A 26,346-nucleotide genomic window follows, 5' to 3' on the forward strand; every position below is an offset into this window, starting at 1 on the left:
GGGCGTTACGGGCTCTTGCTGCTCGCCACTTCCGGATGGCTGCCGCTCGCGGTCTTCGCCTTCACCTTTTCCACCGGCTTCTTGTGGCTCACGCTCTTGGCCTTGTGCTCGGCCTTTGCCGGGGCCGGAACCGCGGCCGGGACGGCGGCGCTGGCAACCTGCGTGGTGGCGCCGGGCGGCGCGTCGGTGACGAAGCTGTCGAGCTGATCGGGCGTCTTCAGCGCCAGCACGGCATTATATTCGGCCTGGTTGTTCAGGCAGAAAATCTGCCCCTGGGCGATGCCGGCGACGGACTGGTTGTTGGCCAGCAGAGTGATGAAGGTATCTTCCATCTTCTGGCCGCTATAAGGGCCGCTCGCCTTGTGGAAATAGGCATCCATCTCATGCTGGGCGTCGAGCACATGCGGCTGGAAGCTGTGCATGAAGGCGTCGTATTTGTCGCGCTGGTCGCAGGAGAGGGCGGCGACCATCAGGGCCGATTTCAGCGCCACCACGTTGAAGGCCTGCTGGATCTTCTCCTGCTCGGCCGGGGTGAATTTGATCTTCGGCGAAACCGGCGGCGGCACCGCCACGGCGACAGCATAGATATGCCCGACCGGGGTGGCGGCGGCCTGCGGCGCCGTTACCGGCGCCGGGCGATGGCAGGCGGTGAGAAGCAGCGCGGCGGCGCCCATGCCGAACGCGATCTTGCCATACGCCGTGGCCTTGCGTGAACTGTGCAAAGTGAAAATCCTCAACCTGTCGAAGCCTTGAAACCGGCTCCCATCATACAGGCGCCGGCAGGCGCGGCCAAGGCGCTCAGGCCAAGAAAGATCCACGCCAACCCCTTCATAATAAAACATTTGCCCAAAGGCGAGCAAAAAGTAATGAAGGGGTGGGCCGGGGCTTAGAGTTTGGCGACGCGCAGCGCGTTGGTGGTCCCCGCCTGGCCGAACGGCACGCCCGCCACCACGACGATCTCGTCGCCCTTGCTGGCAAACCCCTCCACCCGGGCGATTTTCTGCGCATGTTCAACGGCTTGGGTCATTGAATGGGCGGCCTCGGCGCGCACCGCATGCACCCCCCACACCGCCGCCAGACGGCGCGAAACCGCCTCGTTCACTGTCAGCCCGATCACCGGGCAGTCCGGCTTCTCACGCGCCACGCGCAGCGCCGTGGAACCCGATTCGGTCAGCGCCACGATCGCCTTGGCATTGATGGTATGCGCCACCTGCACGGCCGCGGCGGCAATGGCATCGGCGGAGTTCTTCTCCGGCTGCGGCCGCTTGGCGTCCAGCCCGACGCGCCAATCCTCGTCGCGCTCCACCCGGGCGATGATCCGGTCCATCATATTCACCGCCTCGCGCGGGAACTGGCCGGCGGCACTCTCGGCCGAGAGCATCACCGCATCCGCGCCATCGAACACGGCGGTGGCGACGTCCGAGGCTTCGGCGCGGGTCGGGGCGGGGGCGGTGATCATGCTCTCCAGCATCTGTGTGGCCACCACCACCGGCAGGCCGCGCTGCTGGGCGGCGCGGATGATGCGCTTCTGCGCGATCGGCACCTCTTCGGGCGGCAGCTCGACACCGAGATCCCCGCGCGCCACCATCACCGCCTGCGCCTCGGCCATGATGCCGTCCAGATTATCCAGCGCCTGCGGCTTCTCCAGCTTGGCCATCACCAGGGCCCGGCCGGCGGCGATGTGCTTGGCCTCGATCACGTCTTCCGGCCGCTGCACGAAGGAGAGGCCGATATAATCGATGCCGAGCGGCAGGGCGAAATCCAGATCGGCGCGGTCCTTCTCGGTCAAAGCCGGGATCGGTAGCACCACATCCGGCACGTTCACGCCCTTGCGGTCGGAGAGCACGCCGCCCACCACCACTTCGGTCAGCAGATGGTCGTCGCGCTTGCGCAGCACTTTCAGCCGCAATTTGCCGTCATCGAGCAGCAGCGTCGCGCCGATCTCGGCGGCGGCGATGATCTCGGGGTGCGGCAGGCAGACCCGGCGCGTATCGCCGGGGGCGCGGTTCATGTCCAGGGTGAATTGCGCGCCGGTCTGCAGCTGCACCCGGCCGGACTGGAAGCTGCCCACCCGCAGCTTCGGCCCCTGTACATCCGCCAGAATGCCGATCGGCCGGCCGGTACGCTTCTCGGCGGCGCGGATCATCTCGATGCGCTGGGCGTGGTCCGCATGCGCGCCATGGGAGAAATTCAGCCGGAAAATATCAGCTCCGGCCTGGAAGAGCTGCAGGATCATCTCAGGCGTGGAGCTGGCCGGCCCCAGCGTGGCGATGACCTTGGTGCGGCGGTGGCGGCGCAGACGTTCCATGCGAAAACCTCGGATTGTTGTTTAAAATCGGTTTGTGGAGAGCGGCATCGCCATATTGCGCCTGGCCCGCGCCTGCGGCAGGCTGGCGCCCGGGCCAGGGGCGACCCCTGAGCTGCCCGACCGGTAATTTTTAAGGTCGTTGAAATAGGCGTTTTCCACGCCGCGACTATGAGCGGGAGCAGAAACTTGAGCAACCCCTTGATGGATAGCGCTACCCAGGAGCGGCTGGAAGCGGCCGCCTTTCGCGCTTTGGTGGCGCATTTGCGGGCACGTCCCGATGTGCAGAATATCGATCTGATGAATTTGGCCGGCTTCTGCCGAAACTGCCTCTCGCGCTGGTATCGCGAGGCGGCGCAGGCGCAGGGGATCGAGCTGAGCGACCCGCAGGCGCGCGAGATCATTTACGGGATGCCCTATAAGGAGTGGCAGGCGCTGCACCAGAAACCGGCAAGCCCAGAGCAGCAGGCCAAATTCAAAGACGCTAATCCGGGCCACTGAAAATCTGATTGACCAAGGGCCGGCGCTTCTTTATCCCCGCCGCCCTGACCTGGAGTGGGCTATGTCTGTATCGACCGAAGAGAAACCGACCAATATCGCCGGCGAGCGGCTGCGCAGCATCATCGAGCGCATCGAGCGTCTGGAAGAGGAGCGCAAGGCGCTGGCCAACGACATCAAGGACATCTTCTCCGAAGCCAAATCCGCCGGCTTCGACGTGAAGGTGATCCGCCAGCTGATCAAGATCCGCAAGCAGGAGCCGGCCGAGGTGGAGGAGCAGGAGACCCTGCTCGACATCTATCGCCGCGCCATCGGCATGTAAAAGAAACCGGGGGCTGCGCCCCCGGGTATAAAAGATACGGGGGGCAAAGCCCCCCGTTTGACCTTCGCGCCGCAGCGCCTAAATCTGTTCCGTGAGATTTGAACGAACGGAGCGGATATGAAGCAGGCACGGATCAACTGGCAGCCCGAGGGGTTCGCCGCTGGCAACGCCGCATCCCTGCCGAGCTGGGATCTGAACGATCTCTACACCGCCCCCACCGACCCGCGCCTCGCCGCCGATCTGCAGGAGGCGCGCCAGCGCGCCGAGGCCTTCACCGCCTATCAGGGCAAGCTGGACGGCCTCTCCGGCGCCGAACTGGCCGAGGCGATTCGCACCTATGAGGCGCTGCAGGAAATCCCCGGCCGCATCATGTCCTATGCCGGGCTGCTGTTCGCGGCGGACAGCTCGGTTGCCGCCCATGGCCAGTTCTACCAGACCATGTCCGAGACGCTGACCGCGCTCGGCACCAAGACCCTGTTCTTCACCCTGGAGCTGAACCGCCTCTCCGATGAGTCACTGGCCGAAAAGCTGCGCGCCCCGGAATTGCAGCGCTACGCATCCTGGCTGCGGGATCTGCGCGTGTTCCTGCCGCACCAGCGCGAGGACGTGATCGAGCAGCTGTTCATGGAGAAGGAGGTCACCGGCCATTCCGCCTGGACCCGTCTGTTCGACGAAACCATCGCAGCGCTGCGACTGGAGGTCCGCGGCGAGGCGCTGACCCTCTCCGCGGCGCTGAACAAGCTCTCCGACACCGACCGCGCCGTGCGCGAGGACGCCTTCAAGGCGGTCGCCAAGACGATGGCGCAGAATGAGAAATTATTCGCCCTGGTGCTCAACACCATCGCCAAGGACAAGGCGATCGACGATGAGTGGCACGCTTATCCGCATCCCTGGTCCTTCCGCAACCGCGCCAATATGGTCGAGGACGAGGTGGTGGAGGCGCTGGTCGGGGCGGTGAAATCCTCCTATGGCCGGCTATCGCACCGCTATTATGCGCTGAAGGCGAAATGGCTGGGGCTGGAGAAGCTGGAGCAATGGGACCGCAACGCCCCGCTGCCGGCGGATCTGGACAAGCATATTTCCTGGCAGCAGGCGCGTGACATCGTGTTGAATGCCTATGGCGGCTTCTCCCCGGAGCTGGCCGAGACGATCAAGCCGTTCTTCGAGAAAAACTGGATCGACGCGGATCTGCGCCCGGGCAAGGCCGGGGGGGCGTTCTCGCATTCCACCGTGCCCTCTGTGCATCCTTATGTGCTGATGAATTTCCACGGCAAGGCGCGGGATGTGATGACGCTGGCGCATGAGCTGGGCCATGGCGCGCATCAATCGCTGGCGGCCAAACAGGGCTATCTGCTCGCCGGCACGCCGCTGACCCTGGCCGAGACCGCCAGCGTGTTCGGCGAAATGCTGACCTTCCGCTCGTTGCTGGATGCGCAGACCGACCCGGCGCGCCGGCGCATCATGCTGGCGCAGAAGGTGGAGGATATGCTCAACACGGTGGTAAGGCAGATCGCCTTCCATGAATTCGAGGTCGCCTTCCATACCGAACGCGCCCAGGGCGAGATCCTGCCCGAGCGCATCGCCGAGATCTGGCTCGACGTGCAGACCAGGAGCCTCGGCCCCGCCTTCAATTTCACCGAGGATTATAAGGTTTTCTGGGCCTATATCTCGCATTTCTTCCATTCCCCGTTTTACGTGTACGCCTATGCCTTCGGGGATTGCCTGGTGAACGCGCTTTATGCCGTCTATCAGGAGAGCCCGGACAAGGAAGGTTTCGCGGCGAGATATCGCGAGATGCTGGCCGCCGGCGGCACCAAGCGGCACAAGGCGCTGCTGGCGCCGTTCGGGCTGGATGCGTCCGACCCGGCCTTCTGGAACAAGGGGCTGGATGTGATCTCAGGCTTTATCGACGAGCTGGAAAACGCATGAGCGAGCGCAAGGACGGCAATTTTTTCGGTGAGATGCGCCGCATGGCCCGCACGTCCGGGGCGGTGGGCGGCATTGCCGCGCGTATTGCCGGGGAGCGGGTCTTCGGCATCAAGACCGACCAGGCCAAGCATGCCGAGGATTTGAAGGCGCTGCTCGGGGGCTTGAAGGGCCCGATGATGAAGGTGGCGCAGTTCCTCTCCACCGTGCCGGACGCGCTGCCCCCGGAATACGCCAAGCAGCTGGCCGAATTGCAGGCCAACGCCCCGCCGATGGGCTGGCCCTTCGTGCGCCGGCGCATGTCCGGCGAGATGGGGCCGGATTGGGAGAGCAAGTTCCAAAGCTTCTCCCGCGAGGCGGTGGCCGCCGCCAGCCTGGGGCAGGTGCACCGCGCCGTGCTGCCGGATGGGCGGGACGTGGCGGTGAAGCTGCAATATCCTGACATGCCCAGCGTCATCGAGGCGGATCTGCGCCAGGTGAAGATGGCCATGGCCGTCTACCGGCGCATGGATAACGCGATCATCCAGGACGATATCTTCGTCGAGCTGTCCGAACGCTTCCGCGAGGAGCTGGATTATCAACGCGAGGCCGCGCAGATCCGGCTCTACCGGCTGATGCTCGCGGATGTGCCGGATGTGAATGTGCCCGAGCCGGTGGAAGGCTACACCACCACCCGGATGCTGACGATGACCTGGCTCAAGGGGCAGGGATTCCGGGACTGGATGGCGGCCGATCCGAGCCAGGAAGCGCGCAACGCTCTGGCCACCGCCTTGTTCCGGGCCTGGTATATTCCCTTCTACCGCTATGGGGTGATCCATGGCGATCCGCATCTGGGCAATTACCAGGTCAGCGAAAGCGGCGGGCTCAATCTGCTGGATTATGGTTCCATCCGCGTGTTTCCGCCGAAATTCGTCAGCGGCGTGCTGGAGCTCTACAATGCCGTGCGCGAGGCTGACGAGGCCCGCGCCCGCCACGCCTATGACATTTGGGGCTTCAAGGGCATCACCGATGAGCAGGTGGCGGTGCTGAATGAGTGGGCGAAATTCCTCTACCAGCCGCTGATCGAGGACCGTGTGCGGCCGATCCAGGTCGGCCAGGGCACGGAATTCGGCCGCGAGGTGGCGCAGAAGGTGCATGCCGGGCTGCAGCGCACCGGCGGCGTGCGCCCGCCGCGCGAATTCGTGCTGATGGACCGCTCCGCCATCGGGCTGGGGGCGGTGTTCATGCGGCTGGGCGCGGAGCTGAACTGGTGCCGGCTGTTCCAGGAGACGGTGGCCGGGTTCGACGAGGCACAGCTGGCGGCGCGCCAGGCCGAGGCGCTGAAGATTGCAGGGGTGCCGGAGGCCAAGTAAAGGGCTTGCGGACAGCAAGGCGGATCCAACCATGGCGATTCTCAAACGCGGCCTTCGTTCCGGGCTCCTCGCCCGTGCCTATCGGAAGCTGCTGCACTCGATCTATGTGAATGATCTCTGGCTGGATCTGCGCCTGCACGCCAAGCGCGAGGCGGTAGAGTATGTGATCGCGCATATGCCCGAAGCCATGGTGCTGGCGGACCGCTATGAGCTGGCCCGCTTCGCCCTCGGCCGTGCCCCCAAGGAGGGGCTGGTGCTGGAATTCGGCGTCGCCGGTGGGGCCAGTTTGCGCAATCTGGCGGCGCGGACGCCGCGTGAGGTGCATGGATTCGACAGTTTCGGCGGGCTGCCGGAGGATTGGGCCGGGACCAAGGAGGGTGCCGGCGCCTTCACCCAGAAGGGCAAGCTGCCCAAGGTTCCCGCCAATGCCAGGCTGCATCCGGGCTGGTTCGACCAGACGCTGCCGCCCTTCCTCGCCGCCCATGCCGGACCTGTTGCTTTTCTGCACGTCGATTGTGACATCTATACCAGCACGGTGACGATTTTTTCCGCGCTGGCGGGGCGGATCGTGCCGGGGACGGTCATTCTGTTTGATGAATATTTCAATTATCCTGGCTGGCGCGGGCATGAATATAAGGCCTTCCAGGAATTCATCGCGCAGGCCGGCCTGACTTATGAATATATAGGTGTTTCCGCCGAAAAGGGGCATGTGGCGGTGCGCCTGGGCGCGGCGGGCAGCCTGCCGGAGCCCCGCGCGGACGCGGCGCCCGCGCGTCCATAAAAATAAGCAAACCAGGAAAACTCGGCCTGTTCTGAGCGTTTATGCCGACATGCCCGGCGGGGGCGCGGGCTTGTAATATCCAGCGCCTTAACACAAGGTAACAGAAAATTTTCAAGCGTTTGAGGACCAGGGTATGCGGTTAGCGGTTTTGAAGGAGCGTCGTGCGGGAGAATTCCGCGTGGCGGCCACGCCTGACACGGTGAAGAAACTGATCGGGCTGGGGCTGACGGTGGCGATTGAGACCGGGGCGGGGATCGCGGCGGCGATTCCGGATGCGGAATTCGTCGCGGCGGGCGCCGAGATTGTGCCGGATGCGGCCTCCGCGCTGGCCGGGGCCGGGTTTCTCTTCGCCGTGGCCGCGCCGGATGAAGCGGTGCGGGCACTTATCGCGCCGGGCACGCTGCTGATCGCCACCCTCGGCGCGGCGTCCGACCCCGCGCTGGCGCCGGCGCTGGCGGCGGCGAAGATCGACGCGGTGGGGCTGGAGCTGCTGCCGCGTATCACCCGGGCGCAGAGCATGGATGTGCTCTCCTCCCAGGCCAACCTCGCCGGCTATCGCGCCGTGATCGAGGGCGCCTATGAATTCTCCCGCGGCTTCCCGCTGATGATGACCGCCGCCGGCACCGTGGCGCCGGCGCGGGTGTTCGTGATCGGCGCCGGTGTCGCGGGGCTGCAGGCGATCGCCACCGCGCGGCGCCTCGGCGGCGTGGTCTCGGGTACCGATGTGCGCCCGGCGGCCAAGGAGGAGATAAAGTCGCTCGGCGCGTCTTATATCGGTGTCGATGACGAGGAATCCGCCAAGCAGACCGGGCCTTATGCCGGGCAGATGTCCGATGAGTTCCGCAAGAAGCAGGCGGAGCTGATGGCGACCACCGTGGCGAAGAATGACATCGTGATCTGCACCGCTCTGGTGCAGGGCCGCAAGGCGCCGGTGATCGTCACCTCCGAAATGGTGGCCGCGATGAAGCCGGGCTCGATCATCGTCGATCTCGCGGCGGAAGCCGGCGGCAATTGCGCCGAGACGGTGCCGGGCGAGACCATCACCACCGCCAACGGCGTGAAGATCATCGGCCATAAGAACTGGCCCTCGCGCATCGCGGTGGCGTCCAGCCAGCTTTATGCCCGCAATCTGCTCACCTTCCTCACCAATTTCTGGGACAAGGACGCCAAGGCGCCGAACCTGAAGCCGGAGGATGATCTGATCAAGGGCGCGCTGCTCACCAAGGGCGGCGAGATCGTCCACCCCAACTTCAAGCCCGCCGTTTAATTCGCAGGGAGGCTTCATCATCATGACACCCGCAGACTTGGCCGCCCAGGCGGCGGACCTCGCCCATCAGGCCTCGATCCTGGCGCAGAACGCCGCCGGGGTGGCCGCCGTGGCGGCCCAGCACGCGCCGCCGGCAGCGCCCTTCGTGTTCCTGTTCAGCATTTTCGTGATGGCCGTGTTCGTCGGCTATTACGTGGTCTGGTCGGTCACCCCGGCGCTGCATTCGCCTTTGATGGCGGTGACCAACGCCATCTCCTCCGTCATCATCGTCGGCGCGATGCTGGCCACCGGGCTGCATGGCTCGATGGTGGCGCATGTGTTCGGCTTCCTGGCGGTGGTGCTGGTCAGCGTCAATATTTTCGGCGGCTTCGCGGTCACCAACCGCATGCTGGCCATGTTCAAGAAGAAGTAACGCCAGATGAACCAGTCTCTCACCTCGTTTGCGTATCTCGTCGCGGCGGTTCTGTTCATCCTGGCGCTGCGCGGCCTCTCGCACCCCACCACCTCGCGCCAGGGCAACCGCTTTGGCATGATCGGCATGGTCATCGCCATCCTCGCCACCTTCCTGCATGGCGGCATGGATTGGGGCTGGGCGCTGACCATCATCCTGGGCATCGCCATCGGTGGCGGCATCGGCCTGGTGGTGGCGCAGAAGATCAAGATGACGGCGCTGCCGCAGCTGGTCGCGGCCTTCCACTCGCTGGTGGGTCTGGCCGCCGTGTTCGTCGCCACCTCGGCGCTGAACGCGCCGCAGAGCTTTGGCATCGGCACGCCGCATAATATCCATACCGAGAGCCTGATCGAAATGTCGATCGGCCTGGCCATCGGCGCCATCACCTTCACCGGCTCGCTGATCGCCTTCGCCAAGCTGCAGGCTTTGATGAAGGGCACGCCGATCACCTTCCCCGGCCAGCATAAGCTCAATGGCGGGCTGGGGGTGCTGATCGTGCTGCTGATCATCGCCTTCGTCGCCTCCGGCGGCAGCACGGTGCTGTTCGCGCTGATCGCGCTGGTGGCGCTGGCGCTGGGCTTCCTGCTGATCATCCCGATCGGCGGGGCGGACATGCCGGTCGTGGTCTCGATGCTGAATTCCTATTCCGGCTGGGCGGCCTCAGGCATCGGCTTTACCATCGGCAATCTGGCGCTGATCATCACCGGCGCGCTGGTGGGCTCCTCGGGCGCCATTCTGTCCTACATCATGTGCAAGGGCATGAACCGCTCGATCATCAACGTCATCGCCGGCGGCTTCGGCAATAGCGGCGATGCCGGCGCGGTGGCGAGTGGTTCCTCCGGCGACAAGGCGGTGAAGCATGGCTCCGCCGACGATGCCGGCTTCATCATGAAGAACGCCTCCAAGGTGATCGTGGTGCCGGGCTATGGGATGGCGGTGGCGCAGGCGCAGCACGCGCTGCGCGAGATGGCCGACACGCTGAAGAAGGAAGGGGTGGAAGTGAAATACGCCATCCATCCGGTGGCGGGGCGCATGCCGGGGCATATGAACGTGCTGCTGGCGGAAGCCAATGTGCCGTATGACGAGGTGTTCGAGCTGGAGCAGATCAACAACGAATTCGCCACCGCGGATGTCGTCTACGTGATCGGCGCCAACGATGTCACCAACCCGGCGGCGAAGACCAACCCGGCCAGCCCGATTTTCGGCATGCCGATCCTGGAAGTGGACAAGGCCAAGACCGTGCTGTTCGTGAAGCGCTCGATGGCGTCCGGCTATGCCGGCGTGGAGAATGAGCTGTTCTTCAAGGACAACACCATGATGCTGTTCGGCGATGCGAAGAAGATGACCGAAGAGATCGTGCAGGCGCTCAATCATTGAGATACGACAAGGCCGGGACAAAATCCCGGCTTTTTTAGAGGGCGATACAGAGCCCGCAAAGAAAAACCCCAGGGCCTGAGGCTCTGGGGTTTTTGCGGACCAGTCCGGGACGCTTATTCAGCGGGCAGGGCGGTCGGCTTGCGGTTGAAGATCTTCGCGAAGAGGGTCTTCACGGCGCGGGCGATTTCCTGCGCGATGATCTGATTGCCTTCGGCGGCGGCGATCATGCCTTCGCCCATCGTCTCAAAGCTGCTCTTAAAGCTCATTGTTGCACTCCTTCAAAATAGGGTCTCTGCCCTGGGTTGAAGGACGGCCTCCAGCTAAACCTTGAAGCCTTTATCCTCCCAGTCCATGCTGCGCTGCAACAAGCTGGTTTGCATGGCAGTTTTGCCGGAATGGAAGGGTCATTTGCGCAGGGTCAGGATCGACCAGGCGCCATCGACCAGCCGGCGCTCCAGCTTGAGCCCGGCGCGGCGGTGGCAGGAGAGCACCCAGTTCACCTGGGTGTTCAACAGCCCGGCCAGGATGGCGACGCCGCCCGGCGCCAGATGCGCGGCCAATTGATGCGCCATGGCGCAAAGCGGGCGGGCCAGGATGTTGGCGAAGACCAGATCGAAGGGGGCGGCCTTGGTGATTCGCGGGTCCTGCCAGCCATCGGCCTGGATGGCGCTGATTTGCCCCTGCACCCCGTTCAGCTTGGCGTTTTCGGCGGCGACACGGGCGGCGCGCGGGTCGATATCGGTGGCCAGAACCTTCTGGTGCAGCAGCTTGGCGGCGGCGATGGCGAGAATGCCCGAGCCGGTGCCGAGATCCAGAATGCGCTGCGGGTGGTGGTGCTTGACCAGATCCTCCAGCGTGACCAGGCAGCCGCGGGTGGAGTTATGCTCGCCCGTGCCGAAGGCAAGGCCAGCATCCAACGTGATGGTGATGCGCCCGGGCAGCTTCGCATCCTGGATATGGGTGCCGCGAATGGCGAAGCGCTTGCCGATGAGCTGTTCCGGGAAAGCCTGCTGGGTGCGCGCCAGCCAGCCGCCGACCGGCACCAGGCCACGGGTGATCTCGGGCGAGATGCCGGAGACCATTTCGGCGATCATCAACGCGGCGGCGAGGTCTTGCTCATACTCGCCGCGCTCTTTTACGCCCTGCAGATCCCATTCATCGGCATCTTCATCGTGATAGAAAGAGACAGCGCGGCAGACGCTGGAGAGGGCGGCCTCGAAGGTTTCCATCACCTCGGCCGGCACCCGCAGGCTGATGCAGTCCAGCAATTCCTCAGCCATCGTGACGCTCCACGAAACGGTCCAGCACGCGTTTTTCTCCTGATGTCTCGAAATCGATATCCAGCCGGTCGTCATCGGCCGCGATCACCCGGCCATAGCCGAATTTCTGGTGGAATACCCGCGCCCCGACGGGAATTTTTTGCGCCCGGGCGGGACGTGCCTGCACCTCCCACGCATCCGGGCGGCGGGCCTGCAGGGGGAATTGGGTGGCGGGCAGGGCAGGGCGCGCGCCGGCGGGCTGGGCGGAGCCGGAGCGGCGGATCACCTCTTCCGGCAGCTCATCGATGAAGCGGCTGGGGATCGAGCTTTGCCAATTGGCATAGATGCGCCGGTTGGCGGCGTGCAGGATCACCGCGCGGTGCCTGGCGCGGGTGATGCCGACATAGGCCAGCCGGCGCTCCTCCTCCAGGCTCTTATTGCCGCCTTCATCCAGTGAGCGCTGGTTGGGGAACACGCCTTCCTCCCAGCCGGGGAGAAACACATTGTCGAACTCCAGCCCCTTGGCGCCGTGCAGGGTCATCATCGAGACTTTCGCGCCGTCCTCCTGGGCTTCGGCTTCCGTCACCAGCGCGACATGCTCCAGGAATTCCTGCAACGTGCCGAAATCCGCCAAAGCGCGGGAGAGTTCCTTAAGGTTTTCCAAACGGCCCGGCGCGTCCGGGGCTTTGTCGGCCTTCCACATCGCAATGTAGCCGCTGTCTTCCAGCAGCGTGTCCAGCGCCACCACCGGGCCTTGCGCGGCCAGGATGTCGCGCCATTGCGCGAACTGTTCCATCAGCCCGCGCAGCGTGGTGCCGAGCTTGCCGCGCAGGCTGCTTTCTTCCACCAGCCTCGCTGTGGCATCGTGCAGGGAAAGCCCGTGCAGGCGGGCGGCTTCGTGCAGATTGCGCAAGGCGCCATCCCCCACGCCGCGCTTGGGCGTGTTGACGATGCGCTCGAAAGCGAGATCGTCCGAGGGCTGGCCCAGCACCCGCAGATAGGCGATGGCATCGCGGATTTCGGCGCGCTCATAGAAGCGCAGCCCGCCGACGATGCGGTAGGGGACGCCAAGGGTCAGCAGCCTTTCTTCGAAGGCGCGGGTCTGGAAACCGGCACGGACCAGGATGGCGATTTCATTCAGCGATTCACCGGCGCGCCAGAGGCTTTCGATGCGGCTGCCGACAATGCGGGCTTCTTCCTCGGAATCCCACAAGGAGATCACTTCAACCTTCTCGCCCTCGGCATTGGCTTTGCCGGAATGCAGGGTTTTGCCGAGCCGCCCCTCATTATGGGCGATCAGATGCGAGGCGGCGGCGAGGATGGGGGCGGTGGAGCGGTAATTCGATTCCAGGCGGATGACTTTGGCACCCGGAAAATCCCGTTCGAATTTCAGGATGTTTTCAATTTCCGCGCCGCGCCAGCTATAGATGCTCTGATCGTCGTCGCCGACACAGCAGATATTCTTGTGCCCCTGGGCGAGCAGGCGCAGCCAGTAATATTGCACCAGATTGGTATCCTGGTACTCGTCCACCAGAATATAGCGGAAGGCGCGGTGGTAATGCGCCAGCACCTCCGCGTCGGTCTTCAGCAGATGCACCATCAGCAGCAAGAGATCGCCAAAATCCACGGCGTTGAGCTGGCGCATCCGGGCCTGGTAGGCGGCGTAGAATTCGTCGGCGCGGCCATTGGCGTAGTCCGAGGCATCGGCCACCGGCACCGCGCCTGGCATGTAGCCTTTGTCTTTCCAGCTCTGGATCTGCGCCATCAGCGCGTTGGGCGGCCAGCGTTTGAAATCCACCTTCGCCGCTTCCAGGATCTGCTTGAGCAGGCGCAGCTGGTCGTCCGTGTCCAGAATGGAAAAGCTGCTGGTCAGGCCCACACGATCGGCGAAGCGGCGCAGCATCCGGGCGCACAGCGCGTGGAAGGTGCCGAGCCATAGCCCTTCCACCGGCCCGCCCATGATTTTGGCGACGCGCTCGCGCATCTCCCGCGCCGCCTTGTTGGTGAAGGTGACGCTGAGGATCTGGTTGGGGAAGGCGCGGCGGCTGAGCAGAATATGCGCGAAGCGGGTGGTGAGCACCCGGGTTTTGCCCGTGCCCGCCCCGGCCAGCACCAGCACCGGGCCCTCGGTGCTCTCCACCGCCTCGCGCTGGGCGGGGTTCAGCCCCTCCAGATAGGCGCTCAAGCCGCCGGGGCCTCCGGCTTCACGCCGAGAATCCGCGCGATGGCGTAGGTCAGGTCCGGGCGGTTCAGCGTGTAGAAATGGAACTCGTCGATGCCGTTGGCCTGCAGCAGGCGCACCTGCTCGGCGGCCATGGCGGCGGAGACCATGCGGCGGGTTTCGATGTCATCGTCCAGACCGTCGAACATATCGGCCATCCAGGCGGGGATAGAGGTGCCGCAAGCCTGCGCAAAGCTCTTCGCCTGCTTGAAATTGGTCACCGGCAGGATGCCGGGGACGATCGGCGCCTTGATCCCGGCGGCCAGGGCCTTGTCCAGGAAGCGCAGGAAGATGCTGTTATCGAAGAACACCTGGGTGATGGCCCGGCTCGCCCCGGCATCGAGCTTGCGCTTGAGATTATCCAGATCCGCCTCGGGGCTGGCCGCCTGCGGGTGGGTTTCCGGATAGGCGGCGACCGAGATTTCGAAATCCGCGACCTTCTTCAGCCCCTCGACCAGATCCGCCGCGAAGGCGTAGCCGCCCGGGTGCGGCTCATAGGCGGCACCGCCCGGCATGTCCCCGCGCAGCGCGACGATATGCTTGACCCCGGCCTCCCAATAACGCGCCGCGACCTCGTTCACCGCCTCTTTCGTCGCGCCCACACAGGTGAGGTGGGCGGCGGGGGTGAGGGCGGTTTCCTTGACCAGGCGCAGCACGGTGGCGTGGGTGCGCTCCTGGGTGGAGCCGCCGGCGCCGTAGGTGACGGAGACGAAATCCGGCCGCAGCTTGGCCAGACGCTCGATGCAGGCCCAGAGCTGGGCTTCCAGCGCCTCGGTCTTGGGCGGGAAGAACTCGAAGGAGATGGCGGGCGGGGCGGCGCCGTCGCGCGCCGGCAGCGGGGCGATGCGCTCGCCTTGCGCCCAGCGTTCCAGAGTGTGTCGGACAGGGGAATGGGTCATGGTCATCGTTCCGTAGAGGGGGTTGCTGTTACCATGCAAGTGGCGCGCAAGCCACAGCTGGCGGGGAAGCGATGGCGCGGTGCTTGACCCTGCTGTAATCTGCCTCACATGTGATGGTGCCGCCGTATTCGCGGCCCGCAGCCAGGAAAGAGGTTAAGGATGAAGACGTCTTTGAAACGCCGGCTTACGCAAGGGCTGGCCATCACCCTCCCAGGCCTGGTTCTGGCCGGAGCGCTCACCGGCTGCGCCACCCCGCCGCCGAAATCCGACACGGCCGATTATCAGGCCTATCAGCAGCTGAACGACCCGCTGGAGCCGACCAACCGCGTCTTCTTCAAAATCAACAACAAGCTCGATACCTATGTGATGAAGCCGGTGGCCAAGGGCTATGTGGCGATCACCACCCAGGGCATCCGCAACCATGTGGGCGATTTCGCCAGCAATATCGGTGAGCCGGCGCGGATGCTGAACTTCATGGCCGAGGGGCACCCCACCGATGCCGGCAGCGCCATGGTGCGCTTCCTGGTGAACTCCACCATCGGCATTGGCGGTATTTTCGACCCGGCCAGCGCCATGGGCTATCCCGAGACCGATACGGATTTCGGCATTACCCTCGCCACCTGGGGCGTGCCGCCCGGCCCCTATCTCTATCTGCCGGGCTTTGGCCCGTCGGGCGTACGCGATGCGATGAACTATCCCGTTTCCTGGTTCGCCACCCCGATGGAGGCCGCCCCCGCGAGCGGCGCCCTGACCGATTTCGGCTATTCCGAGACCGGCATCCATCTGATCAATACCCGGGCGGAGTATCTGCAGCCGATCGATCAGATCAACGCCACCGCTCTGGACCCTTATGCCACATTCCGGAGCCTTTATCGCCAATCTCGTGCCTCAGAGCAGAAGCAGGTTGAGCAGCGCGACAAACGCACCTGGCCGAACTGGTACCACCAGTAAGCCTTATCTTATCGAGGATTTCATAAACGCATGATGTTCCGTCGTTTCATTCTGGGGGCCGTGGCCTCCGCTCCGATGCTCGCCGTGATGGCGGGTGCGGCCCATGCCCAGGCGATGTCTCCTGACGCCGCCAAGAGCTTCATCACCCAGTCCGGCGACAAGCTGGTGGCCATCGTCAACGGGCCCGGTTCGCAGAGCCAGAAGGCGAGCCAGCTGCGCGATCTGGTCAACCAGATCGTCGATGTCGATCAGGTCGGGGATTATGTGCTGGGGCGCTATATCAATGTCGCCACCCCGGCGCAGAAGCAGCAATTCCAGAGCCTGTTTCACCAGCTGCTGAGCTATAACATCACCTACCAGATCAAGGCCTATCAGGGGGTCAGCTTCACCGTGAACAGCGCCGCCCCGCAGGGCGACAACGTGCTGGTGGACACCACCGTGACCGCGCCGGGCAAGGCGCCGGCGGATGTGGGCTGGGTGGTGCAGGATGAGAACGGCCAGCCCAAGATCATCGACGTGATCGTCGCCGGCACCAGCCTGCGCATCACCACCCGCAATGATTATGCCGGGGTGATCACGGATAATGGCGGCCAGGTTTCGGCGCTGCTGAAGGCGATGCAGGGGCAGATCAACAAGATCGCCAACCAGTAACGATTTCAGGTTTGCGCAAAAGGGGCCTTTCGGCCCCTTTTTTTATGGCGATGCGGCGCCGGAGCCATCGCCCGGGGCGGTGGCCGGCGGGGCTGCGGGCGGGGGCGGGTTGAGCAGCTTGTCCCAGTTCAGCGGCGGCATGTCCCCGCTGCGGGTGCCGTTGATGAACACGCCATCCTTGCCAAAGCGCGTCTGCACCGCGAGCACCTGCCCGTCCTGGGCGTTGCTGGTGATATAAGGCGAGAAGCGGGCCTGGAACCGCGCCACCCAGTCTTGCAGGAAGGGGTAGGATTTGGTCAGCGCCGCACTCAGCGCATCCAGATGGTCGGCCTTCAGGCTGGAGGCGCCGGAGGGCTGGCCGTTCGCGTCGAAAACCGCATGGCCGGCGGCGTCCAGCTGGCTGGGGCCGAGCGCCAGATGGGCTTTGCCGGTGGCGCTGCCACCCGCCATCGCCCATTGATGCAGCGCCTGCAGGATGAATTTATGCCGTGCCGTCTCATCCGGCAGCCCGGCCTCCTGGCGGGCCAGGCTCTGCCAGTCCAGCGGGCCGGAGAGCTGCACCGAGAGGTCCAGCCCGGCCAGCTTGCCATCGAAGGGCAGGTTGATCAGCCGGGCGAGGATCGGCGAGAGGGCGAAGCCGCGCATCTGGAGGGTTGCCGCCAGGGCGGTCTGGCCCTTGCCGGCGGTGGCGTCCAGCGCCTGATGCAGCACCAGGCTGTCCAGGCTGGCCACCTGCAGGCTGCCATTGCTGGCCAGCAGATTGATGCCGGCAAAGCGCGCATCGCCGGCGCGCACGGGATTGCCGGTATGGCCAAGCCAGACGCCGGGGGCGAGCCGCTCTGTCACATCCGCCACGGCGAAGGTCATGGCGCCGGCGGCGCGGGGGGTGGAGATGTCGAGGCTGTGCGGCATGTCGATATGCAGGGTCAACGGGCTCAGCAGGTCGATATGCGCGCCGAAGCTGGCGGCGTGGAGCGAGAGCGGGCCGGCGCCGGGGGCGGGGGTTTCGCTCCAGCGCGGATTGACCAGGGTGAGGCTGGCCACCAGCGGCGAGCGGCTGCTGGTCAGGCGGTCATAGCTGATTTGCGCCGTGCCGCCGGCATTGATCTGGTCGATCTGCGCCGTCACCAGCTGTTTCAGCCGCATTTCCGCATAGAGCCACAGCCCCAGCCAAAGCAGCGCCAGCACGATGACCAGCCCGATCAGGCCCTTGAATACCCCGCGCATGTGCGATCCTTCCCGCATTTGTTCGCGTCCATCTTCTGCAATACCCTTGACCCGCGGCCAAGGGTGGGGGCTTTAGCACGGGCATGAAGATTTATTCGGATTGGCGGACAGTGCCGCTGGCGGCGCGCGGGGCCAGCGTGGCGCTGGGCAATTTCGACGGGGTGCATATCGGCCATGCGGCGGTGCTGCGCGCCGCTCACGCCGCCAGGCCGGACGCGCCGCGGGCGGTGCTGACCTTCGAGCCGCACCCGCGCGAATTCTTCCGCCCGCAGGATGCGCCCTTCCGGCTGACACTGGCCGCCGAGCGCGCGGTGGCGCTGCAGGCGCTGGGCGTGGAGATTCTGTACCAGCTGCCTTTCGACGCGGAATTCTCCCACCTCACCGCCGAGGCCTTCGTGCAGGAGATATTGTTCAAGGGCATCGGCGCGGTGCATCTCTCCTGCGGCGCGGATTTCGCCTTTGGGCATCGGCGCGGCGGGGATGTGGCGTTTCTGGCGGACCGGGCGGAAAATCTCGGCATCGGCCTGTCCATCGTTCCGGCGGTGGCTGACGCGCAGGGGCCGGTCTCCTCCAGCCGCATCCGCCGGCTGCTGCAGGATGGCTATCCTGAGCGCGCCGCCGCCTTGCTGGGCCGGCCTTATTCCATTCGCGGCCCGGTGCTGCATGGCGATGCGCGCGGGCGCACCATCGGCTTTCCCACCGCCAATATCGAGCTGGGCCGGCATCTGGAGCCGCAGCGCGGGGTTTATGCGGTGACCTGCCGGATTGGGGGCAAGCCGGTGAAGGGGGTGGCCAATCTCGGCCTGCGCCCCACCGTGGGCGGCACCCAGTCCCGGCTGGAGGCGCATTTCTTCGATTTCGAGGGCGATCTCTACGGCCAGGAGCTTTCGGTGCAGCTGCGCCATTTCATCCGCGATGAGCAGAAATTTCCCTCTTTCGAGGCGTTGCAGGCGCAGATCGCCCGGGATGCGAACGCCGCCCGGCACGCGCTTGACGCTCTGCCCGGCGGGGGCACATAAGATGCGCATGACCGGCCAAATCGCCCGAATTATACCGCCTGCCCGGGCCTGAAACGGGTTTTCCGCGCATCGCCGCTTGTTTGCCGAGTCATTCTTACGCCGCCAGGTGATCTTTTCCCATGACCGAACCGACCGATTATAAAGCCACCGTGTTCCTGCCGCGCACGGATTTCCCCATGCGCGGGGAATTGCCCAAGCGTGAGCCCGAAATGCTCAAGCGCTGGGCGGAGATGCAGCTCTGGACGAAGCTGCGCGAGGCCGCGACGGGCAAGCCCCCCTTCGTGCTGCATGACGGCCCGCCTTACGCCAATGGCAATCTGCATATCGGTCACGCGCTGAACAAGATTCACAAGGACGTCATCAACCGCGCCCAATCCATGGCCGGCAAGGACGTGGATTACATCCCCGGCTGGGACTGCCATGGCCTGCCGATCGAATGGAAGGTGGAGGAGCAATATCGCGCCAAGAAGCTGGATAAGGACCAGGTGCCGGTGCTGGAATTCCGCAAGCAGTGCCGGGAATATGCCCAGCATTGGCTGGATGTGCAGTCGGCCGAGTTCCAGCGTCTGGGGGTGATGGGCGATTGGGACGCCCGCTACGCCACCATGGATTTCGCCTCAGAGGCGGCGATTGCCGGCGAGATCGGCAAATTCCTGCTGAATGGCGCGCTCTATCGCGGCCTGCGCCCGGTGATGTGGAGCCCGGTGGAGAAAACCGCTTTGGCCGAGGCCGAGGTTGAGTATCACGATAAGAAGGATACGGCGATCTGGGTGCGGTTCCCGATCGTGATGGCACCGTCCCGGGAAACTCTGCCGGGTATCTGGCAAGGCGGGGATTTCAAAGGTGCGTCCGTGGTCATCTGGACCACGACGCCCTGGACAATCCCGGGCAACAAGGCACTCGCGTTCGGCCCGACGCTGAATTATTGCCTGATCCAGGTCGACGCGATTGCGGAAGCTTCTCTGGCGCGTGTTGGCGAAAAACTGCTGATTTGCAAAGACTTGCGGGAGAAGTTTGTTTCGGATGTGGGTATCGTCGGGCATACGACGTTGCGCGAATTTGCGGGGCAGCCGGATGATGTGACGCTCTCCCTGGATCTCCTTTGTTGCGAGCATCCACTCAAGAACCATCCTGCGGCTGGCGGGTATTTTAACGATTATCGCCTCCTTCTACGCGGCGATTTTGTGACCGCTGACGCCGGCACCGGCATCGTCCATATGGCGCCCGGCCATGGCGAGGACGATTTTGCGCTTTGCAAGGCTAACGGCATTGATGTCCCGGATACAGTGGCGGGCGACGGAACTTATTATCAATCTGTCCCCATCTTCGCGGGCCAGCACGTGTACAAGGTGGCTGACGCGGTGTGCGAAGCGCTCAAGGAATGCGGCAATCTCCTGCACCGGGAAGAATTCATGCACTCCTACCCGCATAGCTGGCGCTCCAAGGCGCCGCTGATCTATCGCGCCACCGCGCAATGGTTCATCGCCATGGATGGGGCGCAGAATATTCGCGAAAAATCCCTCGCCGCCATCGACGAGACCAAATTCGTCCCAGAGATCGGCCGCAACCGCATCCGCGCCATGGTGGAGAGCCGGCCGGATTGGTGCATCTCGCGCCAGCGCGCCTGGGGCGTGCCGATTGCCATTTTCGTCGATAAGCGCAGCCATGAGCCGCTGCGCGACGCGGCGGTGGTGCAGCGTGTGGTGGAGATTTTCACCAGGGAAGGTGCGGATGCCTGGTATGCCCGCCCGGCCTCCGATTTCCTCGGGCCGGACTATGATCCGGAAAATTACGAGCAGATTTTTGACGTGGTCGATGTCTGGTTCGAATCCGGTTCCACCCATGCTTTCGTGCTGGAAGCGCGGGGGATGCAATGGCCGGCTGATGTGTATCTGGAAGGCTCGGACCAGCATCGTGGCTGGTTCCAATCCTCGCTCTTGGAAGCGGTGGGCACGCGCGGCACCGCCCCCTTCAAGGCGATTGTGACGGACGGCTTCGTGCTCGATGAGCAGGGGCGGAAAATGTCGAAATCGCTCGGCAATGTCACCGCCCCGCAGGAGGTGAATGACAAATACGGCGCGGATATTCTGCGGCTTTGGGTGCTGAACTCGGATATTTCCGAGGATTTGCGCATCGGGCCGGAGATTCTGAAGCAGCAGGCGGAGCTGTATCGGCGGCTGCGCAACAGCCTGCGCTGGATTCTGGGCTCGCTGGACGGGTTCTCCGAGGCTGAGCGCGTGCCGGTGGCTGATTTCCCGGATCTGGAAAAATTCCTGCTGCACCGGCTCGCAGAGCTGTACGCCAAGCTGCAGGCGGCGGTGGAGGGGCATGACTGGACCGGGGTCTATCCCGCCATCCATCATTTCTGCGCCACCGATCTTTCCGCCTTCTATTTCGATATCCGCAAGGATAGCCTGTATTGCGACGCGCCCTCCGCGGCGACGCGTAAGGCCTGCCGCTCCTTTCTGGATATTCTGTTCCGCTGCCTGACCACCTGGCTGGCCCCGGCCCTGCCCTTCACCGCCGAGGAGGCCTGGATGGCCCGCTTTGGGGCGGAGAGCTCGGTGCATCTGGAGGCCTTCGAGGCGGCTCCCGAGGCCTGGCGCAACGAGGCGCTGGCCGAGGGCTTCGCGCAGATCCGCGCGGTGCGCGGTGAGGTGACCGGGGCGATCGAGAAGATGCGCGCGGCCAAGGAGGTCGGCTCCTCGCTGCAGACGGTGGCGTTGCTGCCGCAGCCGGCGAGCGAGCTGGGCAGCGAGGCGTTCTGGGCGGAAATCTGCATCACCTCCGGGGCGATGTTCGGTGATGTCGCCGGCGCTGCCACGGCGCCGGGGCAGAAATGCGAGCGTTGCTGGAAAGTGCTGCCGGAAGTGGGCAGCAATCCCGCCCATCCCACGCTCTGCCGGCGCTGCTGCGAGGCGGTCGAGGAGCTGCGCTGATGCGCTTCCTCAGCGGGCTGATCGTCGCGATCCTGGTTTTTGCCGCCGATCAGGCGAGCAAATATGCGGTGCTGCATGTTTGGCATTTGCAGAACGGCCAGGTGCTCTCGCCGCTGCCGGTGCTGGATCTGGTGCTGGTCTGGAATCACGGCATCACCTTCGGGCTGTTCGCCGGGTTTGGCGCGAAGATTCTGCTGGCGGTGCTGGCCAGCGCGGTCGTCCTTGCGCTGCTGATCTGGATGGCGCGCACGACGGATTGGGTGGTGACCATCGCCGTCGGCGCCATCGCCGGCGGGGCGGTGGGCAATGTGCTGGACCGGCTGCGCTACGGCGCGGTGGTGGATTTCATTCATGTGCATATCGGCGCGCTAGCCTATCCCTGGGTGTTCAATGTCGGGGATTCGGCCATCGTCTGCGGGGTCATCGCGCTGATGATCGAGCAATTGCGCCGCAAGCCGCCTGTTGCGGCGGATCAGCGGGGAGGATAGGAAGACAGCCATGATCACACGCAGCGCCCTTGCCGTTCCGTCGACCATCCTGCTCGCTCTGGCGCTGGCCGGGTGCAGCGACAACATGAAGAAGAGCTTCGGGCTGGAAGCCAATCCGCCCGACGCCTATCAGGTCGGCACGCTGCCGCCGCTCTCGCTGCCGCCGGAGCTGGGCCAGCTGCAAACCCCGAATCCGGGCCAGCCGCCGACGCAGCAGGTGAATGCCGCCGAGCAGGGGGCGAATATCATCTCCGCCTCCAACGCGCTGCCCTCCGGGCCCCAGCAGATCTCGCCCGCCGGTGAGGCTTTCCTGAACCAGGCCGGGCCGACGCCGCAAGGCAATATCCGCGCCGAGGTGAACCAGAATGCCGCCGTCGCCAGCAAGTCCGGCAATTTTGTCGATAAGCTGATGGGCAGCAACCCGAACGCGCCGGCCGTGGTGAATGCGGATGCCGAGCAGCGCCGCCTGCAGGAAAACGCCGCCCTGGGCGAGCCGGCCACCAAAGGCAGCACCCCGCAGGAAAGCACCGCGCAGCCGGGGATCTTCCAGCGCTTCCTGAACATGTTCTGATCAATCCGTGGGACGCGAAGCTTCCCACGTGTGAGGCTTTGCTCTAGAGACGAGATCATCTCGTCTCGGAGGAAATCCATGCGCCTGTCCTTGTTCGCCGCCGCCACCGGCCTGATGCTGGCCGCCGCCCCGGCGGCTTTTGCCCACGCCCACCTGAAAGCCTCCGACCCCGCCGCCGGGGCCAAGGTGGCGCCCAGCATTTCCGCCTTGAAGCTGACCTTCACCGAAGCCGTGCAGCCGAAATTCTGCACAGTGAGCGTGGTGGACAGCATGGGCATGCATGCCGAGCAGGGCGCGCCGCAGGCTGTCCCTGGCCACCCGAACGAGCTGACCGTGAAGCTGCATTTGCAGATGGCGGGGACATATACCGTCGATTGGCATGCGCTCTCGGTCGACACCCATAAAACCCACGGCAAATTCAACTTCACCGTCACCAATTGATGGATGACAGTGCCTGGCTGATCCTGCGCGGGCTCTGCCGGGGGCTGCATCTGGCCGGGTATTTCGCTGGCTTCGGCACGGCTTTCTTCGCCGCCCTGTTCGGCCCGCTGCCGGGGTTCAAACGCTTGGCCTGGGCCGGATTCGCCCTGGCGCTGGCCGGCGGGGCGGGCTGGTTCTGGCTGCAAACCGCCTATTTCGCCAGCGCCAATACCCCCGCCAGCGTCGTCGCGGCGCTGCCGCTGGTGGCGGGCTATACGCGCTTTGGCTGGCTCACCCTGGCTCGGATGGGCGTGCTGCTGCTGGCGATGCTCGGCGCCCAGGCCGGGCGCTGGCGTGTCGCCGCCCTGCTGGCCGGGCTGGGCGTGCTGGCGCAATCCTGGCTCGGCCATGGCGCGGCCATGGGCGGTGCCGAAGGCCATCTCCTGCTCGCCTGTTCGCTGCTGCATGTCGGCGCCGCCGCCTGCTGGCTCGGCACCTTGCCTTCATTGGCGCTGGCGGTTGCCCGTTCAGATCACCCGCAAGCCCTGGCCCAAGCCTATTCCCGCCTCGGCCTCATTTGCGTCACCCTCATCCTGGCCAGCGCGATTCTGCAATATTGGCTGCTGATCCGCCATCTGAGCGCCTTCCTCACCACCGGCTACGGCGCCGCCGCCCTGCTCAAAACCGCCCTCTTCGCCGTGTTGCTGATCCTTGCCGCCCGCAATCGCTTCCGCCTCACCCCAGCCCTGCCCGCCAGCCGCGCCTCCCTGCGCCGCGCCATCGCCTGGGAAATCGCCCTCGGCCTCATCCTCCTCGCCACCGCCGGCGTGCTGATGCAACTGCCGCCGCCAGCGATGGCGGGTATGGAGATGGGGTAGGGGGCAGGCTAGGGGGACGCTGTCCCCCTAGAACCCCCAGCAAAGGGCCGAGAGGCCCTTTGATCCCATCTATTCGGGTCTGGAAAAGGGAGGGCCGGCAGGGTGCTGTGACCGGCTCTGGCGGTGGGATGGCCCTCCCTTTTCCAGACCCGGGTGGGTTCCAAGGGCCTTCCGGCCCTTGGCGGGGGTCCAGGGGGCGGCGCCCCCTGGGCTGCCCCGTTCCCTGTCTTCAGACCAGCCGTTCGATCCGTGCGCCGCAGGCGGCGAGTTTGGCTTCGACGGCTTCGTAGCCGCGGTCGAGATGGTAGACGCGGGAGATGGTGGTTTCCCCCTGCGCGGCCAGGGCGGCGAGGACGAGGGAGAAGGAGGCGCGCAGGTCGGTGGCCATGACCGGGGCACCGGTGAGGTGCTTGACGCCCCGGACGATGGCGGAGGAGCCTTGGATGTTGATCTTGGCGCCCATGCGGCTGAGTTCCTGCACGTGCATGAAGCGGTTTTCGAAGATGTTTTCGGTGATCAGCGAGGCGCCGTCGGCCACGGTCATCAGCGCCATGAACTGGGCCTGCATGTCGGTGGGGAAGCCGGGGAAGGGCTCGGTGGTGACATCGACCCCGTGCAGCCCGTTGGCGCGGGTGACGCGGAAGCCGTTTGCGGCTTCAGTGATGATGACACCGGCTTCGTTCAGCGCGGTGAGCACGGCGCCGAGATCTGCGGCGCGGGCGTTTTCCAGAAACACATCGCCGCCGGTGATGGCGGCGGCGCAGGCATAGGTGCCGGTCTCGATGCGGTCGGGCAGGATGTCATGGTGGGCGCCGTGCAGGCTAGAGACGCCGTGAATGGTCAGCGTGTCGGTCTCCAGCCCTTCGATTTTGGCGCCCATGGCGATCAGGCATTTGGCGAGATCGGTGATTTCCGGCTCGCGGGCGGCGTTTTTCAGCACCGTGGTGCCGTCGGCCAGGGAGGCGGCCATCAGCAGGTTTTCGGTGGCGCCGACGGAGACGAAGGGGAAGACGATTTCGGCGCCTTTCAGCCCTTTGGGGGCGCGGGCTTCGACGTAGCCGCCATCGAGCTCGATGGAAGCGCCCATCGCCTCCAGCCCTTTCAGGTGCAGATCGACCGGGCGGGTGCCGATGCCGCAGCCGCCGGGCAGCGAGACGCGGGCCTGGCCGAGCCGCGCCAGCAGCGGTCCCAGCACCAGGAAGGAGGCGCGCATCTTGCGCACGATCTCGTAGGGCGCCTCGGTATTGGTGATCTTGCCGCCGAGGGTGACGTCGCGCCCGGCATGCGTCACCTCGATGCCGTGCTGGGCCAGGAGCTCGGACATCGTGGCGATGTCGGCCAGTTTGGCGACATTGGAGAGCACGAGGCGCTCATCGGTGAGCAGGCCGCAGGTCATCAGCGGCAGGGCGGCGTTTTTGGCGCCGGAAATGGCGATGGTGCCGGAAAGCGGCACGCCGCCGGTAATGCGAATCGAATCCATGGTCTGAGCTTACATCCTCGGCAGCGACACGCCGCGCTGGCCCATATATTTGCCCGCCTTGTCGGCGTAGGAGATTTCACAGGGGCTGTCGCCCTTGAGGAACAGGAACTGGCAGATACCCTCGCCGGCGTAGATTTTCGCGGGCAGCGGGGTGGTATTGGAGATCTCGATGGTCACCTGGCCTTCCCATTCCGGCTCCAGCGGGGTGACGTTCACGATGATGCCGCAGCGCGCATAGGTGGATTTGCCGAGGCAGATCACCAGCACATCGCGCGGGATGCGGAAATATTCCACCGTGTTGGTCAGCGCGAAGCTGTTGGGCGGGATGATGCAGACCGGGCCGGTGCGGTCCACGAAGCTGGCCGGGCTGAAGGCTTTCGGGTCGACGATGGCCGAGTCGACATTGGTGAAAACCTTGAAATTCTCCGAGCAGCGGGCGTCATAGCCGTAGGAGGAGAGGCCGTAGGAGACGACGCCGTCGCGCTTCTGGCTTTCCACGAAAGGCTCGATCATGCCCTTCTCCATCGCCTGTTGGCGGATCCAATGGTCGGGCATCACGGGCATGTGGGTTCGTCCTTCTTGTCGTCGGCGGGTTTGGCGCGGGCCTGGGCCTTGCGGCGGGCGAGATTGGCGCGCAGCGCGGCCGCCTTGGCCTCCGCGCGGGCGCGGTGGGCGGCTTCGGTTTTCTCGGTCCGGGCGGGAGGGGTGGGCGCCTTCATGGCACGTAGAAGCCGTTTCGTCCCGTTTTCGTCAAGGGTGTGGCGAAGGGTCTTGCGAAAATGTAGGAATATTGGCGCGCTGCGATTGGTCTCGGGGATTGTCTGGAGCGGGCGAAGGGATTCGAACCCTCGACCCCAACCTTGGCAAGGTTGTGCTCTACCCCTGAGCTACGCCCGCGCGCTACAGACACCGTTTTAATTGGAGCGGGCGAAGGGATTCGAACCCTCGACCCCAACCTTGGCAAGGTTGTGCTCTACCCCTGAGCTACGCCCGCTCGCGGCGTGGGAGGCTCTTTATAGGCAGGCGCGGGGGATTGCAAGCGGGCGAAAACCGCTTTTGCCGGG

General features: G+C 64.9%; 26 protein-coding genes and 2 tRNA genes. 16 read left to right on the forward strand and 12 right to left on the reverse strand.

All coding sequences use genetic code 11. The features are described 5' to 3' along the window. Positions 1-5: 5 nt before the first annotated feature. A complete protein-coding gene (locus tag ACZ46S_RS15800; RefSeq protein WP_464062524.1) occupies positions 6-818 on the reverse strand; it encodes a hypothetical protein in 813 nt (270 codons plus the stop codon). A 68-nt stretch (positions 819-886) separates the two neighbouring features. Next, positions 887-2,308 carry a pyruvate kinase gene (gene pyk, locus ACZ46S_RS15805; protein WP_464062525.1) on the reverse strand — a complete coding sequence of 474 codons (1,422 nt, stop codon included), beginning with the start codon at positions 2,306-2,308 and terminating at the stop codon, positions 887-889. Between the two features lie 201 nt (positions 2,309-2,509). Between pyk and ACZ46S_RS15810 the strand changes: the two genes are divergently transcribed. The 8 genes from ACZ46S_RS15810 (at position 2,510) to ACZ46S_RS15845 (ending at position 10,279) form a co-directional block, all read left to right on the forward strand. Then, the gene (locus ACZ46S_RS15810; RefSeq protein ID WP_295737057.1) at positions 2,510-2,806 is read left to right on the forward strand and encodes a DUF1244 domain-containing protein; all 297 of its coding nucleotides are present in this window, start codon (positions 2,510-2,512) and stop codon (positions 2,804-2,806) included. A gap of 61 nt (positions 2,807-2,867) precedes the next feature. Next, on the forward strand, positions 2,868-3,125 hold the full coding sequence (locus ACZ46S_RS15815; protein WP_008494438.1) for a DUF2312 domain-containing protein: 258 nt from the start codon (positions 2,868-2,870) through the stop codon (positions 3,123-3,125). 117 nt (positions 3,126-3,242) lie between these two features. Beyond that, complete coding sequence (locus tag ACZ46S_RS15820) at positions 3,243-5,054, forward strand: M3 family oligoendopeptidase (protein WP_464062526.1); 1,812 nt, start codon at positions 3,243-3,245, stop codon at positions 5,052-5,054. After that, the gene (locus ACZ46S_RS15825) at positions 5,051-6,403 is read left to right on the forward strand and encodes an ABC1 kinase family protein (RefSeq protein WP_464062527.1); all 1,353 of its coding nucleotides are present in this window, start codon (positions 5,051-5,053) and stop codon (positions 6,401-6,403) included. Before ACZ46S_RS15820 ends, ACZ46S_RS15825 begins: the two co-directional genes overlap by 4 nt. Before the next feature lie 31 nt (positions 6,404-6,434). Continuing rightward, entirely contained in the window at positions 6,435-7,184 is a 750-nt protein-coding gene (locus ACZ46S_RS15830) for a class I SAM-dependent methyltransferase (protein WP_464062528.1), read from the forward strand. Between the two features lie 133 nt (positions 7,185-7,317). After that, entirely contained in the window at positions 7,318-8,451 is a 1,134-nt protein-coding gene (locus ACZ46S_RS15835) for a Re/Si-specific NAD(P)(+) transhydrogenase subunit alpha (protein WP_464062529.1), read from the forward strand. A 22-nt stretch (positions 8,452-8,473) separates the two neighbouring features. After that, positions 8,474-8,863, forward strand: coding sequence for a proton-translocating transhydrogenase family protein (locus tag ACZ46S_RS15840; RefSeq protein WP_026439696.1), 390 nt, complete (start codon positions 8,474-8,476; stop codon positions 8,861-8,863). Between the two features lie 6 nt (positions 8,864-8,869). Further along, positions 8,870-10,279, forward strand: a complete 1,410-nt coding sequence (locus tag ACZ46S_RS15845; protein ID WP_464062530.1) for an NAD(P)(+) transhydrogenase (Re/Si-specific) subunit beta — start codon at positions 8,870-8,872, stop codon at positions 10,277-10,279. A 113-nt stretch (positions 10,280-10,392) separates the two neighbouring features. On the opposite strand, the gene ACZ46S_RS15850 is transcribed toward ACZ46S_RS15845, so the two are convergent. From ACZ46S_RS15850 to metF, 4 genes are all read right to left on the reverse strand, one after another. Then, a complete protein-coding gene (locus ACZ46S_RS15850) occupies positions 10,393-10,545 on the reverse strand; it encodes a hypothetical protein (protein ID WP_464062531.1) in 153 nt (50 codons plus the stop codon). A gap of 138 nt (positions 10,546-10,683) precedes the next feature. Beyond that, complete coding sequence (locus ACZ46S_RS15855; RefSeq protein ID WP_464062532.1) at positions 10,684-11,559, reverse strand: 50S ribosomal protein L11 methyltransferase; 876 nt, start codon at positions 11,557-11,559, stop codon at positions 10,684-10,686. Continuing rightward, entirely contained in the window at positions 11,552-13,723 is a 2,172-nt protein-coding gene (locus tag ACZ46S_RS15860; RefSeq protein ID WP_464062533.1) for an ATP-dependent helicase, read from the reverse strand. Before ACZ46S_RS15860 ends, ACZ46S_RS15855 begins: the two co-directional genes overlap by 8 nt. Next, on the reverse strand, positions 13,720-14,658 hold the full coding sequence (gene metF / locus ACZ46S_RS15865) for a methylenetetrahydrofolate reductase [NAD(P)H] (protein ID WP_295737088.1): 939 nt from the start codon (positions 14,656-14,658) through the stop codon (positions 13,720-13,722). Before metF ends, ACZ46S_RS15860 begins: the two co-directional genes overlap by 4 nt. A gap of 159 nt (positions 14,659-14,817) precedes the next feature. Here metF and ACZ46S_RS15870 point away from each other — a divergent pair, with 159 nt between their 5' ends. Both ACZ46S_RS15870 and ACZ46S_RS15875 read left to right on the forward strand, forming a co-directional pair. Next, positions 14,818-15,609, forward strand: coding sequence for an MlaA family lipoprotein (locus tag ACZ46S_RS15870; RefSeq protein WP_464062534.1), 792 nt, complete (start codon positions 14,818-14,820; stop codon positions 15,607-15,609). Between the two features lie 30 nt (positions 15,610-15,639). After that, positions 15,640-16,260 carry an MlaC/ttg2D family ABC transporter substrate-binding protein gene (locus ACZ46S_RS15875; protein WP_464062535.1) on the forward strand — a complete coding sequence of 207 codons (621 nt, stop codon included), beginning with the start codon at positions 15,640-15,642 and terminating at the stop codon, positions 16,258-16,260. 42 nt (positions 16,261-16,302) lie between these two features. Here ACZ46S_RS15875 and ACZ46S_RS15880 read toward each other — a convergent pair whose 3' ends face one another. Then, positions 16,303-17,487, reverse strand: coding sequence for a DUF2125 domain-containing protein (locus ACZ46S_RS15880; RefSeq protein WP_464062536.1), 1,185 nt, complete (start codon positions 17,485-17,487; stop codon positions 16,303-16,305). Positions 17,488-17,570: 83 nt separating this feature from the next. Between ACZ46S_RS15880 and ACZ46S_RS15885 the strand changes: the two genes are divergently transcribed. The 6 genes from ACZ46S_RS15885 to ACZ46S_RS15910 all read left to right on the forward strand — a co-directional run bounded on the left by ACZ46S_RS15885 (position 17,571) and on the right by ACZ46S_RS15910 (position 23,802). Beyond that, positions 17,571-18,506 (forward strand): bifunctional riboflavin kinase/FAD synthetase, encoded by a 936-nt coding sequence (locus ACZ46S_RS15885; RefSeq protein ID WP_464062537.1) that lies wholly within the window; start codon positions 17,571-17,573, stop codon positions 18,504-18,506. A gap of 119 nt (positions 18,507-18,625) precedes the next feature. After that, positions 18,626-21,445 carry an isoleucine--tRNA ligase gene (gene ileS, locus ACZ46S_RS15890; RefSeq protein WP_464062538.1) on the forward strand — a complete coding sequence of 940 codons (2,820 nt, stop codon included), beginning with the start codon at positions 18,626-18,628 and terminating at the stop codon, positions 21,443-21,445. Continuing rightward, positions 21,445-21,933, forward strand: coding sequence for a signal peptidase II (gene lspA, locus ACZ46S_RS15895; RefSeq protein ID WP_464062539.1), 489 nt, complete (start codon positions 21,445-21,447; stop codon positions 21,931-21,933). Before ileS ends, lspA begins: the two co-directional genes overlap by 1 nt. Before the next feature lie 10 nt (positions 21,934-21,943). Continuing rightward, on the forward strand, positions 21,944-22,504 hold the full coding sequence (locus ACZ46S_RS15900) for a DUF3035 domain-containing protein (RefSeq protein WP_295737105.1): 561 nt from the start codon (positions 21,944-21,946) through the stop codon (positions 22,502-22,504). 78 nt (positions 22,505-22,582) lie between these two features. Beyond that, positions 22,583-22,945 (forward strand): copper homeostasis periplasmic binding protein CopC, encoded by a 363-nt coding sequence (gene copC / locus ACZ46S_RS15905; RefSeq protein ID WP_464062540.1) that lies wholly within the window; start codon positions 22,583-22,585, stop codon positions 22,943-22,945. Further along, positions 22,945-23,802 carry a copper resistance D family protein gene (locus ACZ46S_RS15910; protein WP_464062541.1) on the forward strand — a complete coding sequence of 286 codons (858 nt, stop codon included), beginning with the start codon at positions 22,945-22,947 and terminating at the stop codon, positions 23,800-23,802. The genes copC and ACZ46S_RS15910 overlap by 1 nt, the downstream gene beginning before the upstream one ends. 229 nt (positions 23,803-24,031) lie before the next feature. On the opposite strand, the gene murA is transcribed toward ACZ46S_RS15910, so the two are convergent. The 5 genes from murA to ACZ46S_RS15935 form a co-directional block, all read right to left on the reverse strand. Next, positions 24,032-25,282: a UDP-N-acetylglucosamine 1-carboxyvinyltransferase gene (murA, locus tag ACZ46S_RS15915; RefSeq protein WP_464062542.1), complete on the reverse strand. Its 1,251-nt coding sequence runs from the start codon at positions 25,280-25,282 to the stop codon at positions 24,032-24,034. 9 nt (positions 25,283-25,291) lie between these two features. After that, positions 25,292-25,846 carry a dCTP deaminase gene (dcd, locus tag ACZ46S_RS15920; protein WP_008494460.1) on the reverse strand — a complete coding sequence of 185 codons (555 nt, stop codon included), beginning with the start codon at positions 25,844-25,846 and terminating at the stop codon, positions 25,292-25,294. Beyond that, entirely contained in the window at positions 25,837-26,001 is a 165-nt protein-coding gene (locus ACZ46S_RS15925) for a hypothetical protein (RefSeq protein ID WP_464062543.1), read from the reverse strand. Before ACZ46S_RS15925 ends, dcd begins: the two co-directional genes overlap by 10 nt. 103 nt (positions 26,002-26,104) lie before the next feature. Beyond that, positions 26,105-26,179, reverse strand: a tRNA-Gly gene (locus tag ACZ46S_RS15930). Between the two features lie 22 nt (positions 26,180-26,201). Then, positions 26,202-26,276: transfer RNA gene (locus tag ACZ46S_RS15935), tRNA-Gly, on the reverse strand. Positions 26,277-26,346: the final 70 nt, after the last annotated feature.

Source organism: Acidocella aluminiidurans (assembly GCF_055383125.1).

What these genes read in the sequence shown, in the direction of transcription:
- ACZ46S_RS15810 (WP_295737057.1), top strand. Translation starts at nt 2,510, where the DNA reads ATGGATAGCGCTACCCAGGAGCGGCTGGAAGCGGCCGCCTTTCGCGCT.
- ACZ46S_RS15830 (WP_464062528.1), top strand. Translation starts at nt 6,435, where the DNA reads ATGGCGATTCTCAAACGCGGCCTTCGTTCCGGGCTCCTCGCCCGTGCC.
- ACZ46S_RS15875 (WP_464062535.1), top strand. Translation starts at nt 15,640, where the DNA reads ATGATGTTCCGTCGTTTCATTCTGGGGGCCGTGGCCTCCGCTCCGATG.
- ileS (WP_464062538.1), top strand. Translation starts at nt 18,626, where the DNA reads ATGACCGAACCGACCGATTATAAAGCCACCGTGTTCCTGCCGCGCACG.
- dcd (WP_008494460.1), bottom strand. Translation starts at nt 25,846, where the DNA reads ATGCCCGTGATGCCCGACCATTGGATCCGCCAACAGGCGATGGAGAAG.
- ACZ46S_RS15885 (WP_464062537.1), top strand. Translation starts at nt 17,571, where the DNA reads ATGAAGATTTATTCGGATTGGCGGACAGTGCCGCTGGCGGCGCGCGGG.
- ACZ46S_RS15840 (WP_026439696.1), top strand. Translation starts at nt 8,474, where the DNA reads ATGACACCCGCAGACTTGGCCGCCCAGGCGGCGGACCTCGCCCATCAG.
- pyk (WP_464062525.1), bottom strand. Translation starts at nt 2,308, where the DNA reads ATGGAACGTCTGCGCCGCCACCGCCGCACCAAGGTCATCGCCACGCTG.
- metF (WP_295737088.1), bottom strand. Translation starts at nt 14,658, where the DNA reads ATGACCCATTCCCCTGTCCGACACACTCTGGAACGCTGGGCGCAAGGC.
- ACZ46S_RS15900 (WP_295737105.1), top strand. Translation starts at nt 21,944, where the DNA reads ATGATCACACGCAGCGCCCTTGCCGTTCCGTCGACCATCCTGCTCGCT.
- ACZ46S_RS15825 (WP_464062527.1), top strand. Translation starts at nt 5,051, where the DNA reads ATGAGCGAGCGCAAGGACGGCAATTTTTTCGGTGAGATGCGCCGCATG.
- lspA (WP_464062539.1), top strand. Translation starts at nt 21,445, where the DNA reads ATGCGCTTCCTCAGCGGGCTGATCGTCGCGATCCTGGTTTTTGCCGCC.
- murA (WP_464062542.1), bottom strand. Translation starts at nt 25,282, where the DNA reads ATGGATTCGATTCGCATTACCGGCGGCGTGCCGCTTTCCGGCACCATC.
- ACZ46S_RS15820 (WP_464062526.1), top strand. Translation starts at nt 3,243, where the DNA reads ATGAAGCAGGCACGGATCAACTGGCAGCCCGAGGGGTTCGCCGCTGGC.
- ACZ46S_RS15835 (WP_464062529.1), top strand. Translation starts at nt 7,318, where the DNA reads ATGCGGTTAGCGGTTTTGAAGGAGCGTCGTGCGGGAGAATTCCGCGTG.
- ACZ46S_RS15870 (WP_464062534.1), top strand. Translation starts at nt 14,818, where the DNA reads ATGAAGACGTCTTTGAAACGCCGGCTTACGCAAGGGCTGGCCATCACC.
- copC (WP_464062540.1), top strand. Translation starts at nt 22,583, where the DNA reads ATGCGCCTGTCCTTGTTCGCCGCCGCCACCGGCCTGATGCTGGCCGCC.
- ACZ46S_RS15880 (WP_464062536.1), bottom strand. Translation starts at nt 17,487, where the DNA reads ATGCGCGGGGTATTCAAGGGCCTGATCGGGCTGGTCATCGTGCTGGCG.
- ACZ46S_RS15855 (WP_464062532.1), bottom strand. Translation starts at nt 11,559, where the DNA reads ATGGCTGAGGAATTGCTGGACTGCATCAGCCTGCGGGTGCCGGCCGAG.
- ACZ46S_RS15850 (WP_464062531.1), bottom strand. Translation starts at nt 10,545, where the DNA reads ATGAGCTTTAAGAGCAGCTTTGAGACGATGGGCGAAGGCATGATCGCC.
- ACZ46S_RS15925 (WP_464062543.1), bottom strand. Translation starts at nt 26,001, where the DNA reads ATGAAGGCGCCCACCCCTCCCGCCCGGACCGAGAAAACCGAAGCCGCC.
- ACZ46S_RS15815 (WP_008494438.1), top strand. Translation starts at nt 2,868, where the DNA reads ATGTCTGTATCGACCGAAGAGAAACCGACCAATATCGCCGGCGAGCGG.
- ACZ46S_RS15910 (WP_464062541.1), top strand. Translation starts at nt 22,945, where the DNA reads ATGGATGACAGTGCCTGGCTGATCCTGCGCGGGCTCTGCCGGGGGCTG.
- ACZ46S_RS15845 (WP_464062530.1), top strand. Translation starts at nt 8,870, where the DNA reads ATGAACCAGTCTCTCACCTCGTTTGCGTATCTCGTCGCGGCGGTTCTG.